The 15271-nt window shown below is 62.2% G+C and carries 12 protein-coding genes; 6 read left to right on the top strand and 6 right to left on the bottom strand.

Going from position 1 to position 15271, the window contains the following annotated elements:
* Position 1 precedes the first annotated feature (1 nt).
* The 6 genes from gpmI to ACI2KA_RS19820 all read right to left on the bottom strand — a co-directional run bounded on the left by gpmI (position 2) and on the right by ACI2KA_RS19820 (position 7872).
* Positions 2-1519, bottom strand: coding sequence for a 2,3-bisphosphoglycerate-independent phosphoglycerate mutase (gene gpmI / locus ACI2KA_RS19845; RefSeq protein ID WP_404504177.1), 1518 nt, complete (start codon positions 1517-1519; stop codon positions 2-4).
* A gap of 371 nt (positions 1520-1890) precedes the next feature.
* On the bottom strand, positions 1891-3159 hold the full coding sequence (locus tag ACI2KA_RS19840) for a dihydrolipoamide acetyltransferase family protein (RefSeq protein ID WP_404504176.1): 1269 nt from the start codon (positions 3157-3159) through the stop codon (positions 1891-1893).
* A gap of 2 nt (positions 3160-3161) precedes the next feature.
* Complete coding sequence (locus ACI2KA_RS19835) at positions 3162-4175, bottom strand: alpha-ketoacid dehydrogenase subunit beta (protein WP_404504175.1); 1014 nt, start codon at positions 4173-4175, stop codon at positions 3162-3164.
* A 3-nt stretch (positions 4176-4178) separates the two neighbouring features.
* Complete coding sequence (locus tag ACI2KA_RS19830; RefSeq protein WP_404504174.1) at positions 4179-5417, bottom strand: 3-methyl-2-oxobutanoate dehydrogenase (2-methylpropanoyl-transferring) subunit alpha; 1239 nt, start codon at positions 5415-5417, stop codon at positions 4179-4181.
* 199 nt (positions 5418-5616) lie between these two features.
* A complete protein-coding gene (locus tag ACI2KA_RS19825) occupies positions 5617-6744 on the bottom strand; it encodes an acyl-CoA dehydrogenase family protein (RefSeq protein ID WP_404504173.1) in 1128 nt (375 codons plus the stop codon).
* A gap of 12 nt (positions 6745-6756) precedes the next feature.
* Positions 6757-7872 carry an acetyl-CoA C-acyltransferase gene (locus tag ACI2KA_RS19820; protein WP_404504297.1) on the bottom strand — a complete coding sequence of 372 codons (1116 nt, stop codon included), beginning with the start codon at positions 7870-7872 and terminating at the stop codon, positions 6757-6759.
* A 232-nt stretch (positions 7873-8104) separates the two neighbouring features.
* Between ACI2KA_RS19820 and ACI2KA_RS19815 the strand changes: the two genes are divergently transcribed.
* The 6 genes from ACI2KA_RS19815 (at position 8105) to ACI2KA_RS19790 (ending at position 15138) form a co-directional block, all read left to right on the top strand.
* Entirely contained in the window at positions 8105-8578 is a 474-nt protein-coding gene (locus ACI2KA_RS19815) for an Lrp/AsnC family transcriptional regulator (RefSeq protein ID WP_035221263.1), read from the top strand.
* An 80-nt stretch (positions 8579-8658) separates the two neighbouring features.
* The gene (locus tag ACI2KA_RS19810) at positions 8659-9831 is read left to right on the top strand and encodes an isovaleryl-CoA dehydrogenase (protein WP_404504172.1); all 1173 of its coding nucleotides are present in this window, start codon (positions 8659-8661) and stop codon (positions 9829-9831) included.
* Between the two features lie 9 nt (positions 9832-9840).
* On the top strand, positions 9841-11442 hold the full coding sequence (locus ACI2KA_RS19805; RefSeq protein WP_404504171.1) for a carboxyl transferase domain-containing protein: 1602 nt from the start codon (positions 9841-9843) through the stop codon (positions 11440-11442).
* 7 nt (positions 11443-11449) lie between these two features.
* On the top strand, positions 11450-13444 hold the full coding sequence (locus ACI2KA_RS19800; protein WP_404504170.1) for an acetyl/propionyl/methylcrotonyl-CoA carboxylase subunit alpha: 1995 nt from the start codon (positions 11450-11452) through the stop codon (positions 13442-13444).
* 1 nt (position 13445) lies between these two features.
* The gene (locus ACI2KA_RS19795) at positions 13446-14372 is read left to right on the top strand and encodes a hydroxymethylglutaryl-CoA lyase (protein ID WP_404504169.1); all 927 of its coding nucleotides are present in this window, start codon (positions 13446-13448) and stop codon (positions 14370-14372) included.
* The gene (locus ACI2KA_RS19790; RefSeq protein ID WP_404504168.1) at positions 14362-15138 is read left to right on the top strand and encodes an enoyl-CoA hydratase-related protein; all 777 of its coding nucleotides are present in this window, start codon (positions 14362-14364) and stop codon (positions 15136-15138) included. Before ACI2KA_RS19795 ends, ACI2KA_RS19790 begins: the two co-directional genes overlap by 11 nt.
* The last annotated feature ends 133 nt before the right edge of the window (positions 15139-15271 follow it).

Genomic DNA, 15271 nt, shown 5'->3' with positions numbered 1-15271 from the left:
ACTACAGGTCGATCAGGCTCTTGCCCGTCATTTCCGGCGGCAGCGGCACATTCATCAATTGCAGCAGGGTGGGCGCGACATCGGCGAGAATGCCGTCGTGCAGTTTTGAGCCTTGCGGGCCGCCGAACAGGATGACCGGCACCGGATTGGTGGTATGGGCCGTGTGCGGACCGCCGGTGACGGGGTCGACCATGGTTTCGCAATTGCCGTGATCGGCAATGACCAGCATCGCCCCCCCGACCTTTTCCAGGGCGGCGACGACAGCACCAAGCCCGCGATCCACCGCCTCGCAGGCCTTGATCGCAGCCTGCAGATCACCGGTATGGCCGACCATGTCCGGATTGGCATAATTGGTGACGATCAGATCGTAACCCTTGCCGATCACCTCGACGAATTTTTCCGTCACCTCGGCCGCGCTCATTTCCGGCTGCAGATCGTAGGTCGCGACCTTGGGGGATTTCGGCATGAAGCGGTCTTCGCCGACTTCCGGCTCTTCCTTGCCGCCATTCAGGAAGAAGGTGACATGCGGATATTTTTCCGTTTCGGCGAGGCGAAACTGCGTCAGCCCCTGCTTCGCCACCCAGGCGCCGAGCGTGTTGACGATATCGCGCTTCGGGTAAGCCGTGGTCATGAAATCATTGTGCCGGGTGGAATATTCCACCATGCCCAGCAGCGCCGAAAGGGAGGGCTTTTCCCGCGCAAAACCGTCGAAATCATCGGCTCCGATGGCAAGCAGGATTTCCCGGGCACGGTCGGCGCGGAAATTCAGGCAGAAAAGGCCATCGCCGGCCTTGAAACCCTCATAACCATCGATCACCGTCGGCAGGATGAATTCGTCGGTGACATTGTTCCTGTAGCTCTGGGCAACGGCGCTCACCGCATCCCGCGCATGCTCGCCTTTCGCCAGCACCATGGCGTCATAGGCCTTTTCGACACGCTCCCAGCGATTGTCGCGGTCCATCGCATAATAACGGCCGATCACCGTGCCGATGCTCGCCCCCTGCGGCAGGCTCGCCACCAGCGCCGCCACGAAGTCTTCGGCCGATTGCGGCGCGACATCGCGGCCGTCGGTGATGGCATGCACGACGACCTTCAGACCGTGACTGACCATCAGCCTCACCGCCGCCTGGCCGTGGAGGATATGGCCATGGACGCCGCCATCGGAAACGACGCACATCAGATGCGCCACGCCGCCCGCAGCCTTTACCCTGGCGGCGAAATCAAGCATCGCCGCGTTGCGGAAAAAGCTGCCATCCTCGATCGCCAGATCGATCTGGCCGAGATCCATGGCGACGATACGGCCGGCGCCGATATTCGTGTGGCCCACTTCGGAATTGCCCATCTGCCCGGTGGGCAGGCCGACCTTCGGACCGAAGGTGGTCAGCGTCGCATTCGGACAGGTGGTAAAAAGCCGGTCCATGGTCGGCGTATTCGCCAGCACCGGCGCATTGCTGGATGTGTCCTCGTTCAGCCCCCAGCCATCGAGAATAGTCAGGACAACGGGTTTGGGAGTGCGCATGGGAGGACCTTCTTCTTCATTCGGTTGCCGGCGGACGGCGGACCGCCGGGCACCGGAGCGCCCTCGTCCGCCAGTATGATCGTGGTGAGAAAACATGCTTCTCGTTCTTCTCTTCTATACCCGAAGATGGCGAACGCAAGCCTATACCGACAGCGAAACAGTTCCGTGAAGGGCTAAAAACGGCGGCTTAAAATCGACCACACTGGTGTCACAGTTCTTCCCCTCATTCCTGTGCTTGTCACAGGAATCCAGCCGACGCGCGTCTGCGCGACGGGAAGAGTCTTTTCAGCCCAAGGACTTGGGCTGACTGGATTCCTGTGACAAGCACAGGAATGAGGGAGGTGGGGATGGGATGAGCCGGTCGCAGCCTCTCACTCGATGAAAATCAGCGCCGGCTTCTCCAGCAGCGCTTTCACGGCCTGAATGAAGACCGCCGCATCCCAGCCGTCGACGACCCGATGATCGAAGCTCGAAGACAGGTTCATCATCTTGCGCGGCACGAAACGCGTCCCGTCCCAGACCGGCCGCGTCACGATCTTGTTGACGCCGATGATCGCCACCTCGGGATGGTTGATGATCGGCGTCGACACGACACCGCCCAAAGCTCCCAGCGAACTGATGGTGATGGTGGAGCCCATCAGTTCCTCCCGATGCGCCGTGCCGGTGCGGGCGGCCTCGGCGACGCGTGCGACCTCCTCCGCACATTCCCACAGACCGAGCGTTTCCGTGTGGCGCACGACCGGAACGGTGAGGCCCGCCGGTGTCTGCGTGGCGATGCCGATATGGACCGCCTCATAGTGGCTGACGACCGCTTTTTCATCGTCAAAAGTGGCGTTCATGCCGGGATGATCGGCCACGGCTTTCACCAGCGCGCGCATCAAAAACGGCAGGATCGTCAGTTTCGGCTGCCCGGAACGGCGGTTGCCATTCATCGTCGCGCGCAGATCTTCGAGATCGGTCACGTCGATTTCCTCGACATAGGTGATGTGGGGAATGCGGGAGGCGGACAGCACCATCTTCTCGGCAATCCTGCGCCGCAGCCCCGTTACCTTCACTTCCTCGACGGCGCTGTCACGCGGCGTCATCTGCTCGGGGTGTTCCGGTCGGCCCCGTACCGTTAAAAACCCATCGAGATCGGCATGGGTGATATGCCCGTCCGGCCCCGTTCCCTTGACCTTGGTGAGATCGATATCGAGATCGTCGGCGCGCTGGCGCACGGCAGGCGAGGCCAGCGGCTTGTGGTGCGGTTCGGCTGCGGGGGCGGGCGCTGCCTCCTCGGTCTGGCGCGCCGACGGCTGGGTCTCAACGGGTGGCGGCGTCTCCGTCATGTCGGCCGGCGCTTCCATTGCCTGGGCTGGCGCTTCCGCTTCTGGCGCGCTGCCATTGGGAGCGGCGGCGACATCGGTTTCGATGCGAACCAGCGGCGCTTTGACCGGCACCGTGTTTCCGACCGTCACCGCGAGCCAGGTGACCACGCCCGCCACCGGTGACGGGATTTCCACCGTCGCCTTGTCGGTCATCACCGCGGCCAGCACCATGTCCTCATGGACGAGATCGCCCGGCTTGACGTTCCACTCAACCAGTTCGGCTTCAGCCACGCCTTCACCGACATCGGGCATGGTAAGAACATATTCCGTCATAATCAGGCCTCCATGACGTCGACAAGGGCGCGCCCCACACGGGCCGGTCCCGGAAAATAGTCCCACTCCTGCGCATGCGGGTAAGGCGTATCCCATCCGGCGACGCGGACGACGGGAGCCTCAAGGTGATAGAAACAATGTTCCTGCACCAGCGACACGACTTCGGCCCCGAAGCCGGAGGTCAGCGTCGCCTCATGCACCATCACACAGCGGCCGGTTTTGGAGACGGACTTCACGATGGTATCGAGATCGAGCGGCAGCAGGCTGCGCAGATCGATGATTTCGGCATCCACGCCCGTCTCTTCCGCCGCCGCCAGAGCCACATGCACCATGGTGCCGTAGGCAATGACGGTGACAGCGTTTCCGGGGCGGCGGATTTCGGCCTTGCCGATGGGGACGGTGTAGTGCCCTTCCGGCACCTCGCCCATCTCGTGTTTGGACCACGGCGTCACCGGCCGGTCGTGATGGCCGTCGAAAGGACCGTTATAAAGCCGCTTGGGCTCCAGAAACATCACCGGGTCGGGGTCTTCGATGGAGGCGATCAGCAGCCCCTTGGCGTCATAGGGATTGGAAGGAACCACCACCTTCAACCCGCAGACATGGGTGAAGAGCGCTTCCGGGCTCTGGCTGTGCGTCTGCCCGCCAAAAATGCCGCCGCCAGTCGGCATTCTCAGCACGATCGGGCAGGTGAAATCGCCGTTGGAGCGATAACGAATCCGTGCCGCCTCCTGGGTGATCTGGTCATAGGCGGGGTACATGTAATCGGCGAACTGGATTTCGACGCAAGGGCGCAGGCCATAAGCGGCCATGCCGATGGCCGTGCCGACAATGCCGGATTCGCTGATCGGCGCGTCGAAACAGCGGGTCTTGCCGTATTTTCCCTGCAGCCCCTGCGTGGCGCGGAACACGCCGCCGAAGTACCCCACATCCTCGCCGAACACCACGACATCGTCGCTGCGCTCCATGGACACATCCATGGCGCTGCGAACGGCTTCGATCATCGTCATTCTTGCCATGCGTCACCATCCTGCCTTCTGGCGCTGGCGGACGAGATGCGGCGGCATCTCGGCGTAAACGCCTTCGAAAATATCCTTTTTCGGCGGCTTCTTGCCTTCGTGCAGCGTGCCGTGGCTTTCCGCCTCGCGCTGCGCTTCAAGCACCTCATCGGCGATTTCCGCCTCCGCCTGCCGGTGCCGCTCCTCCGACCAGACACCGCGCAGAGTGAGATGTTTCTTCAATCGCAGAACCGGATCGCCGAGCGGCCATGCCTCGGATTCGGTCTTCGGCCGATAGGCGCTCGGATCGTCCGAGGTGGAATGGGCGCCGACACGATAGGTGACATATTCGATCAGCGTCGGGCCGAGATTGCGGCGTGCCCGCTCCACGGCCCAGCGCGCCACGGCATAAACGGCGAGATAATCATTGCCGTCGACCCGCAGCGCCGGAATGCCGAAGCCCAGCCCACGCGCCGCAAATGTGCCGGAGCCGCCGCGCGCAATGCCCTGAAAGGTGGAAATCGCCCATTGATTGTTGACGATATTGAGAATGACCGGCGCCTTGTAGGTGGAGGCGAAGACCAGTGCCGAATGAAAGTCCGACTCCGCCGTCGAACCATCGCCGATCCAGGCGGCCGCTATCTTCGTGTCGCCCTTGATGGCCGAGGCCATCGCCCAGCCAACCGCCTGCACATATTGTGTGGCGAGGTTGCCGGAGACGGTGAAGAAGCCGTGTTCTTTCGAGGAATAAAGCACCGGCAATTGCCGCCCATGCAACGGGTCGAGTTCGTTGGAATAGATCTGGTTCATCATGGTGACGAGCGGATAGTCATCGGCGATCAACAGCCCGGCCTGCCGATAGGTCGGGAAATTCATGTCGCCCTTGGACAGCGCCTTGCGGAAGGCGCAGCTCACCGCCTCCTCCCCCAGATGCTGCATGTAGAAGGAGGTCTTGCCCTGCCGCTGCGCCATCAGCATGCGGGCATCGAAAGCCCGAAGCCGCATCATGTTTTTCAGGCCCACCAGCAGATCATCGTCCGAAAGCAACCCCGCCCATGGCCCGACGGCCTCGCCCTGATGGTTCAGCACCCGGATGATCGAATAGGCGAGATCGCGCATGCTTTCGGGTGCTGCGTCCACCTCCGGGCGCGGCACGGTGCCGGCTCGCGGAATCTTCACATTGGAGAAATCCGGCTCCCCGCCGGGCCGCACCGCGGGTTCCGGAACATGCAGGCTGAGATGTGGCGTTTCGGTTATATCCATTCTACTCCTCCTCCTTTCGCCGCCTCTCGACGACGAAACATGGCTCCCACCACCTCATTCCTGTGCTCGTCACAGGAATCTAGCCGACGCGCGTCCGCGCGGCGGAAAGACTCTTTTCAGCCCAAGGACTTGGGCTGGCTGGATTCCTGTGACGAGCACAGGAATGAGGGAAGTCGGGTGCGCCTTCCCAAACACACCCTCAAAGATTCCGCGCGATCACCATGCGCTGGACATCGCTGGTCCCCTCGTAAATCTGGCAGATGCGCACATCGCGATAGATCCGCTCCACCGGATAATCCGCCATGTAACCGTAACCGCCGTGAATCTGGATGGCGTCCGAGCAGACGCGCTCAGCCATTTCGGACGCGAAGAGCTTGGCCATTGAAGCCTGCGAAAGACAGGGCTCACCCGCCTCCTTCAGCGCCGCCGCATGCAGCACCAGCTGCCGCGCCGCCTCAATGCGTGTCGCCATATCCGCGAGGCGAAACGCCACCGCCTGATGGTCGAAAATCGCCTGTCCAAAGGCCTTGCGCTCCCGGGCATAATCCCGCGCCGCCTCGAAAGCCGCCTGTGCCATGCCGACGGCCTGTGCGGCAATGCCGATACGGCCGCCTTCAAGGTTGGCAAGCGCGATGCGATACCCCTGCCCCTCTTCGCCCAGCCGCAATTCGACTGGGACCGCCATCTCGGTAAAAGCGATCTGGCAGGTATCGGACGAATGCAGGCCGAGTTTTTCCTCGACCCGGATAACTTCGTAACCCGGCGTATCGGTCGGCACGATGAAGGCGCTGATGCCCTTCTTGCCCGCCGCCGCATCGGTGACGGCAAAAACGATGACGACATCACCATTCTTGCCCGATGTGATGAACTGCTTTGCGCCATCAAGAATATAACGGTCGCCATCCCGCCGGGCGCGGGTCTTCAGATTGGAGGCATCGGAGCCGGCCTGCGGTTCGGTCAGCGCAAACCCGCCGATCCATTCGCCGGAAGCGAGTTTCGGCAGGAACCACTGCTTCTGCTCCTCGGTCCCGAATTTGAGGATCGGCACGCAGCCGACGGAATTATGCACGCTCATGATGGTGGAACAGGCGCCGTCACCGGCAGCAATTTCTTCCAGCGCCAAGGCATAGGCGACGGCGCCGGTTTCCGATCCGCCATAATCGTCGGAGACCAGCATGCCGAGGAAACCGAGTTCGCCCATTTCCTTCAATTCTTCCTTCGGGAACCGGCTTTCCCGGTCACGCGCGGCGGCACCGGGAGCGAGCCGTTCGCGGGCGAAATCACGGGCCATGTCCCTGATCTGCTGCTGGGCTTCATTCAGGATCATCGCCGCCTCCCCTCAATGCCGCTCGATGCCGAGCGCGGTTGCCTCGCCGCCGCCGATACAGACGGCCGCCACGCCGCGTTTCAGCCCATAACGTTGCAGGGCGGCCAGCAATGTGACGACGATCCTTGCGCCGGAAGCACCGATCGGATGGCCGAGCGCGCACGCCCCGCCATGCACATTCACCTTCTCATGCGGCAGATCGAGATCGCGCATTGCCGCCATCGCCACCACGGCAAAAGCCTCGTTGATTTCGAAGAGATCGACATCCCTCGCCGTAAAGCCGGTTTTCTCGAACAGCTTTTTTATCGCGCCGATGGGAGCCGTTGGATATCCGGCGGGCGCATCCGCATAGGAGGCCTGACCGATGATCGTCGCCAGCGGCGACAGGCCCCGCCTTTCCGCTTCGGAGCGCCGCATGAGAACAAGAGCCGCCGCACCATCGGAAATCGAGCTGGAATTGGCGGCCGTCACCGTTCCGCCATCGCGGAAAGCAGGCTTCAGCTGCGGGATTTTTTCCGGCTTTGCCTTGCCCGGCTGCTCGTCAACGGAAATATCGCCGACAGGCGCGATTTCCGCCTCGAACGCCCCTTCCGCAATCGCGCGCCGCGCCCGCTCCAGCGAGGCAAGCGCATAATCATCCTGCATGGCGCGGGTGAATTGGTAGTCTTGCGCGCAATCTTCCGCAAAGGTGCCCATCAGCCGGCCCTTGTCATAGGCGTCTTCAAGACCGTCGAGAAACATATGGTCGATGATCTTGCCGTGGCCAAGACGATAGCCGTTGCGGGCGCGATCCAGCAAATAAGGCGCGTTGCTCATGCTTTCCATGCCGCCCGCCAGCACGACGCAAGAGCTTCCCGCCGCAATCTGGTCATGGCCCAGCATGATCGCCTTCATGCCCGAGCCGCACATCTTGTTGATGGTCGTCGCGCCTATGGAATTGGGGATACCGGCGGCAATGGCCGCCTGTCTGGCCGGAGCCTGCCCCTGCCCGGCCGTGAGCACGCAGCCCATCAGCACATCGTCAATATCGGAAACTGGAACCGCAGCGCGTTCGACGGCCGCACGGATCGCCGCCGCTCCGAGATCGGGCGCGGCCACCGATTTGAGTTCGCTCTGGAACCCACCCATAGCGGTACGGGCGGCCCCGACGATCACGACAGGGTCATGCACAGCCAAATTCACCTCCCTTTGATCGCCCTCCCGCTTGAGAGAACGACCACAGCCACCATCTCCTCCAGACCGCGACTGATGTGAACGCTATCACTATCTCGAATTCATTTCAAAGCTATTTTGATTGACAGTTTTTTGATTGGCGATATCTTTGATCCAACAAATAGTCATATCGTAGAGCAAATGATCCATGATTGAGCTCGACAGCTTCGACCGCAAGATTCTGCATGTGCTCGGTGACGACGGGCGGGTAAGCTGGCGCGATCTGGCTGCCCGCATCGGCCTGTCCTTCACGCCGACGCTGCGGCGCGTGCGCAAGCTGGAAGAGGAAGGCATCATTCGCGGTTATACCGCCGTGTTCGATGAGAACCGGCTGCTCGGCAATATGGGCGTCTTCATCTCCGTCACGCTGGAGCGGCAGATCAAGGAAGCGCTGACGACCTTCGAGCACCATGTCGCTTCCATTCCGGAAGTGGTGGGCGGTTATCAGACCAGCGGCAGTTCCGATTACCTGATCCATGCCATGGTGCGGGACTTGCCGCATTATCAGGAGCTTCTTGATTTCCTGACCACGGTTCCCGGCGTGTCGCGCATCCAGTCCAATTTCGCCATCAAGACATTCGTGCGCCGTTCCGCCGCCTTTACCGGGGGTGACGCGCCATAATCAAGGGTTGCCGGCGCGGAGGAGGCGCCGGCGGCTGATAAAGGGGACGGCGGCAAAGGCCGTCCGGAGGAGGAGACGCGATGAGTTTGAACCTCGCCGCCATTTTCGATGCCGATCTCGGCCCGGAAATCGCAGCATTGCGCGATAGCGCAAGTGCATTCGCCGACGATAAAATTGCACCGCTCGCCGCCGAGATTGATCGCGACGACCGGTTCCCGCGTCAACTCTGGCCGCAAATGGGTGAGCTCGGCCTGCACGGCATCACGGTTTCAGAGGAGTTCGGCGGCGCCGACATGGGCTATCTCGCCCATTGCGTGGCGATGGAGGAGATAAGCCGGGCCTCCGCTTCCATCGGCCTCTCCTACGGCGCTCATTCCAACCTCTGCATCAACCAGATTCACCGCTGGGGAACGCAAGAGCAGAAGCACAGATATCTGCCGAAGCTCGTCTCCGGCGAACATGTCGGTTCTCTCGCCATGAGCGAGACGGAAGCCGGATCGGATGTCGTCTCGATGCGGCTGAAGGCGGAGCGCAGGGGCGACCGTTACCTGCTGAACGGCGCGAAAATGTGGATCACCAATGGCCACGAGGCCGATACGCTGGTGGTTTACGCCAAGACGGATATGTCCGCCGGCCCGCGCGGCATCACGGCCTTTATGATCGAAAAAGGCTTCAAGGGGTTTCGCCCGGCCCAGAAACTCGACAAGCTCGGCATGCGCGGCTCGCCCACCTCGGAACTGGTGTTCGAGGATTGCGAGGTGCCGGAGGAAAACATCCTCGGACGCCTGAACGACGGCGTGACGGTGCTGATGAGCGGGCTGGATTACGAGCGCGCCGTGCTGGCTGCCGGCCCTGTTGGCATCATGCAGGCCGCTATCGACCTGGTGCTGCCCTATGCCCGCGAGCGCAAGCAATTCGGCAAACCCATCGGCGAATTCCAGCTGGTGCAGGGCAAGCTCGCCGATATCTATTCGGCGATGAACGCATCCCGCGCCTATGTCTATGCCGTGGCGCGGGCCTGCGACAATGGCCGCATCACGAGGCAGGATGCGGCGGGCGCAATCCTGTTTGCCGCCGAGCGCGCCACACAGGTTGCGCTGGATGCGATCCAGCTTCTCGGCGGTTCCGGTTATGTCAATGAAAGCCCGGCCGGAAGGTTGCTGCGCGATGCCAAACTCTATGAAATCGGCGCCGGCACCAGCGAAATCCGCCGGATGCTGATCGGCCGCGAGTTGGTCAAGGGCAACGGGTGAGGACATGCGATGAAGCTTACATCCAGTCTGAACCGCGATCCCGCCTTCACCGCCAACACCGCCTTCATGTCCGGCCTGGTGGACGACCTGCGCCAACATGTCGAAAAAATATCGAAAGGCGGCGGCGACAAGGCCCGCGAACGGCATCTTTCCCGCGGCAAATTGCTGGCGCGTGACCGCATCGATGGCCTTCTTGATCCCGGCAGCCCGTTTCTCGAATTATCGCAATTTGCGGCTTACGAGGTCTATGACGAACCCGTTCCGGCCGCAGGCATCGTCACCGGCATCGGTCGGGTCGCAGGCCGCGAATGCGTCATCGTCGCCAATGATGCGACGGTGAAAGGCGGCACCTATTATCCGCTGACGGTGAAGAAGCACCTGCGCGCGCAGGAGATCGCCACGGAGAACCGCCTGCCCTGCATCTACCTCGTCGATTCCGGCGGCGCGAACCTGCCCAATCAGGATGAGGTGTTTCCGGACCGGGATCATTTCGGCCGCATCTTTTATAATCAGGCCAATATGTCGGCAGCGGGCATCGCCCAGATCGCCGTGGTGATGGGCAGCTGTACTGCGGGCGGAGCCTATGTGCCGGCGATGAGCGACCAGTCCGTCATCGTCAAAAATCAGGGCACGATCTTTCTCGGCGGCCCGCCTTTGGTAAAGGCGGCAACCGGCGAGGTGGTGAGTGCGGAGGACCTCGGCGGCGCGGATGTGCATTCGCGGCAATCCGGCGTCACCGATCATTACGCCCGCGACGACCGCCATGCGCTGGCGCTGACCCGGCGGATCGTCTCCACCCTCAACCGCCGCAAACGGGTGGAACTGGATATTCGCGCGTCGGCGGAGCCGCTTTATCCGGCGGACGAACTTTACGGCATCGTTCCCGCCGATACGCGCAAACCCTTCGAGGTGCGCGAGATCATCGCCCGTCTGGTGGATGGTTCCGAATTCGATGAGTTCAAGGCGCTTTATGGCACAACGCTCGTCTGCGGTTTCGCCCATATCCATGGTTATCCCGTCGGCATCATCGCCAATAACGGCATTCTCTTTTCGGAATCGGCGCTCAAAGGCGCGCATTTCATCGAACTCTGCTGCCAGCGCGGCATCCCGCTGGTTTTCCTGCAGAACATCACCGGCTTCATGGTCGGCAAGGCCTATGAGGCGGGTGGCATCGCCAAGGATGGCGCCAAGCTCGTCACCGCCGTCGCATCGGCCAAGGTGCCGAAATTCACCGTCATCATCGGCGGTTCCTTCGGCGCGGGAAATTACGGCATGTGCGGGCGGGCCTATTCGCCGCGCTTTTTGTGGATGTGGCCCAATGCCCGCATTTCGGTGATGGGCGGCGAGCAGGCAGCCTCCGTGCTGGCGCAAATCCGCCGCGACGGCATCGAGGCCGATGGCCGCCACTGGTCGAAGGAAGGCGAAGAGGCGTTCAAGCAGCCGATCAGGGAGAAATACGAGCGGGAAGGCCATCCCTATTATGCCAGCGCAAGGCTTTGGGACGACGGCATCATCGACCCGAAGGATACACGTCTGGTGCTTGGCCTCGGGCTTTCCGCAGCGCTCAATGCGCCGATAGAACCCACCCGTTTCGGCCTGTTCAGGATGTGAGGCGACGATGTTCTCGAAGATACTGATCGCCAATCGCGGCGAAATCGCCTGCCGCATCATCCGCACCGCCGCCGGGATGGGCATCCGCACCGTCGCGATCTATTCGGATGCCGACCGTCACGCCATGCATGTGGCGCTGGCCGACGAGGCCATCGCCATCGGCCCGGCGCCGGCGCGCGCCTCCTATCTCGATGCGGAAAAAATCATCGCCGCGGCAAAAGAGAGCGGCGCTGAGGCCATCCATCCGGGTTATGGCTTTCTCTCCGAAAATGCCGATTTCGCCGAAGCCTGCGCTTCAGCCGGTCTCGTTTTCATCGGCCCGCCGGTGCAGGCGATCCGCGCCATGGGCGGGAAAAGCGAAGCAAAAGCGCTGATGACAAAGGCGGGCGTTCCCGTCGTTCCGGGCTATCATGGCGACGAACAGTCTGAAAAACGGCTGGCGAGCGAGGCCGACAAGATCGGTTATCCCGTGCTGCTCAAGGCCTCGGCCGGCGGCGGCGGCAAGGGCATGCGCGTCGTCAGGCAAAAGCCAGACTTCGCGGCGGAGCTTGCCGGCGCCAGACGCGAAGCGCTGGCCGCCTTCGGCAATGACCGCATGCTGATCGAAAAATACCTGGAGCGGCCGCGCCATGTGGAAGTGCAGGTCTTTGCCGATGGCCACGGCAAGTGTGTCTCGCTTTTCGAGCGTGACTGCTCGATCCAGCGCCGGCACCAGAAGGTGATGGAGGAGGCGCCCGCCCCCGGCCTGCCGGATGCCTTGCGGCAACGCATGTATGACGCGGCAACCGCCGCCGCCCGCGCCATCGATTATCGCGGTGCGGGAACCGTGGAATTCCTGCTCGATCCTTCCGGCGACTTCTATTTCATGGAGATGAACACCAGGCTTCAGGTCGAGCATCCGGTGACGGAATATATTACCGGTCTCGATCTGGTCGAATGGCAGATCCGCGTCGCAAACGGAGAGCCTCTGCCGGAAGGCTGGGCGGATCTCAGCATCAACGGTCACGCGATCGAGACGCGGATCTACGCCGAAGACCCGGCGCATGATTTCCTGCCGTCGATCGGCACGATCAGCCATCTCGTCTTTCCCGATGAGGGTCCGCATCTCAGGATCGACAGCGGCATCCGCGCCGGCGACGCCATCACCGTGCATTACGATCCGATGATCGCCAAGCTGATCGTCTGGGATCAGGACCGCCCCGCCGCCATGCGGCGGCTGCGGCTGGCGCTGGAAAAACTGGCGATCTGCGGCGTCACCAGCAATGTCGCCTTCTTGGCGCGGCTTGCGAAGCTCGAAAGCTTTGCAAAGGCCGATCTGGATACAGGCTTCATCGCCCGCAACGAGGCAGCACTTTTTTCTCCCCAGACCACGGGCGAAAATGAAATCGCGATGGCGGCGCTTGGCCTGCTTCTCAGCCGGAAAAATGGAAACGCCAACCCGTCCGCACAGGCCGATCCCTATAGCCCCTGGAACGCCGCCAGCGCCTTTCGACTGAACGGGCCAGCGCGGGAAACGCTGCATTTCGTTATGCAGCACCAGCCGATCGACCTTGGCGTCATTCATGAGGCGGACAGTTTTTCGCTGGATATCGGCGGGCGGGCGATCCGTGCCGATGGCCACCTGCTGGAGGACGGCCGCTTGCGTGCCACCGTCAACGGCAGGACATGCCAGGGTTACTTCTTTGCGGAGGGTGGCGGTCATGCGCTTTTGCTGGATGGCGAACACTTCCGCATCAGCCAGCCGGACCCGATCGATATCGCCGACTCCTCCAACCATACCGGCGGTCTGGAAGCGCCCATGCCGGGCGTTATCCGCGCCATCATCAGCCAAACCGGCACGGCTGTCGAGGCCGGCGAAGCGCTGGTGGTGATGGAGGCGATGAAAATGGAGCATACGATCCGCGCACCGGCGAAAGGCATCGTTGCCGCCATCAACTGTGCCGAAGGCGATATGGTGGCTGCCGGTGCAGCGCTGGTGGATTTCGAGCCGGAGGGCACGTGAGATGGAGTGGCCCCGCAGCGTGAAGATCGTCGAGGTGGGCGCGCGGGACGGCCTGCAGAACGAAAGCGCCGAGGTTCCCGTCGCCGTCAAGATCGAACTGATCGAACGGCTCGCCGCGGCCGGCTTGCCAGCGATCGAGGCTGGCGCTTTCGTTTCACCCAAAAGAGTTCCGCAGATGGCGGGTTCAACGGCGGTGTTTCGGGGCCTGAAACAGCGGCGCGGCACAGCCTATCCCGCGCTCGTTCCCAATATGAAAGGGTTCGAGACGGCCATGGAAGCCGGCGTGACGGAAATCGCCGTTTTCGTCTCCGCCTCCGAAGGTTTCAGCCAGCATAATATCGGCTGCTTGCGCGACGAAAGCCTTCAACGCCTGCACCATGTCGCGCAGGCCGCCGCCGCTGGTGATATCCGCATGCGCGGTTACGTTTCCTGCATTGCCGGTTGCCCCTATGACGGTACGGTTGCACCCGATGACGTGGCGGCGATGGCCGAGGCGCTTGTTGCCCTTGGCTGTTATGAAATCTCGCTTGGCGATACGATCGGCATTGGCACGGCCAGCCAGATCCGCAATGTCATCGAGCGGGTGTCGATCCGCATCCCGCGCGAAAAAATCGCCCTGCATTTCCATGACACCTATGGCCAAGGTGTCGCCAACGTGCTGGCCTCGCTTGAAGAGGGCATCAGTGTTTTCGACAGCTCCGTTGCCGGGCTGGGCGGTTGCCCCTTTGCGCCGGGGGCGAGCGGCAATGTCGCCACCGAAGATGTCGTTTATCTGCTGCAGGGGCTTGGCATCGAAACCGGCATCGACCTGATGGCGGTGGCGAAGACCGGTGACTGGATCAGCCGGCATCTCGGCAGGCCGAACGCGGCACGCGCGGGAAAAGCGCTGCTTGCCGCAAAACAGGAGGGTGACCTGCATGGCAGATGAGTTGTTACACGAGACGCGCAGTGACGTTCTGTGGCTGACGCTCAACCGGCCCGAGGTGCACAATGCCCTTAACGCCGCCATGACGGATGCACTCACGCATGCCATCCGCGCGGCATCCGGCGATCGTGGCCTGCGCGCCATAGTGATAACGGCCGCGGGAGACCGCAGTTTCTGTTCCGGCGCCGATCTCAAGGAAAGCGCCGGCGGCATGTTTCTGTCACGGGACGGAACGAACCCCATTGCCGACGTGATGCGCGCCATCGAGAGCTGCGACAAGCCCGTCATCGCCCGCATCAATGGCCGGGTTCTGGCCGGCGGCCTTGGCCTCGTTGCCGCCTGCGATCTTGCCTATGCCGCCGATCACGCCGAATTCGGCCTGCCCGAAGTGCGGGTCGGGCTTTTCCCGGCCATGGTGGCGGCGAAGCTTTTGGCAAAGATACCTTTGGCTGCGCTTCAGGAAATGGCCTATCTCGGCCAGCCGGTCAGCGCTGCGGAGGCAAAACGCCTCGGCCTTGTCAATCGCACCGCATCTCCGGCCGAACTCGACGGTCTGATCGAGGATGTGCTCACAAAGCTGCGGCAGAATGCACCGGGCGCCATTGCGACCGGAAAGGCCGCCCTGCTGGCGATGCGCGACATGTCATCCCATCAGCGGCTGATTTTTGCCGAAAGCACCATCGCCACCATCAGCGGCAGCGACGAAGCACGTGAAGGACGGCAGGCTTTTGCAGAAAAACGACCGCCTCGATGGGCGAACGGGTCCTGAACCGCCCTCGCCACAGCATTCGTCGTCTCGTGCGGAGCTAATCGATATAATGACTGCCACCGCGTTGACCCCGTTCGGCAAATCGCGTTCTATCCAGCACCTTTCGCCGGACGGCGATCGGGCAGCCGGAGGA

This window comes from Agrobacterium sp. NPDC089420 (assembly GCF_044900305.1).
Classification (GTDB): Bacteria; Pseudomonadota; Alphaproteobacteria; order Rhizobiales; family Rhizobiaceae; genus Agrobacterium.
This window is presented reverse-complemented; position numbering and strand designations above follow the sequence as displayed.

Excerpts from the sequence above, each read along its gene's own strand:
- gpmI (WP_404504177.1), bottom strand. The coding sequence starts at position 1,519 with ATGCGCACTCCCAAACCCGTTGTCCTGACTATTCTCGATGGCTGGGGG.
- ACI2KA_RS19840 (WP_404504176.1), bottom strand. The coding sequence starts at position 3,159 with ATGACGGAATATGTTCTTACCATGCCCGATGTCGGTGAAGGCGTGGCT.
- ACI2KA_RS19835 (WP_404504175.1), bottom strand. The coding sequence starts at position 4,175 with ATGGCAAGAATGACGATGATCGAAGCCGTTCGCAGCGCCATGGATGTG.
- ACI2KA_RS19830 (WP_404504174.1), bottom strand. The coding sequence starts at position 5,417 with ATGGATATAACCGAAACGCCACATCTCAGCCTGCATGTTCCGGAACCC.
- ACI2KA_RS19825 (WP_404504173.1), bottom strand. The coding sequence starts at position 6,744 with ATGATCCTGAATGAAGCCCAGCAGCAGATCAGGGACATGGCCCGTGAT.
- ACI2KA_RS19820 (WP_404504297.1), bottom strand. The coding sequence starts at position 7,872 with ATGGGTGGGTTCCAGAGCGAACTCAAATCGGTGGCCGCGCCCGATCTC.
- ACI2KA_RS19815 (WP_035221263.1), top strand. The coding sequence starts at position 8,105 with ATGATTGAGCTCGACAGCTTCGACCGCAAGATTCTGCATGTGCTCGGT.
- ACI2KA_RS19810 (WP_404504172.1), top strand. The coding sequence starts at position 8,659 with ATGAGTTTGAACCTCGCCGCCATTTTCGATGCCGATCTCGGCCCGGAA.
- ACI2KA_RS19805 (WP_404504171.1), top strand. The coding sequence starts at position 9,841 with ATGAAGCTTACATCCAGTCTGAACCGCGATCCCGCCTTCACCGCCAAC.
- ACI2KA_RS19800 (WP_404504170.1), top strand. The coding sequence starts at position 11,450 with ATGTTCTCGAAGATACTGATCGCCAATCGCGGCGAAATCGCCTGCCGC.
- ACI2KA_RS19795 (WP_404504169.1), top strand. The coding sequence starts at position 13,446 with ATGGAGTGGCCCCGCAGCGTGAAGATCGTCGAGGTGGGCGCGCGGGAC.
- ACI2KA_RS19790 (WP_404504168.1), top strand. The coding sequence starts at position 14,362 with ATGGCAGATGAGTTGTTACACGAGACGCGCAGTGACGTTCTGTGGCTG.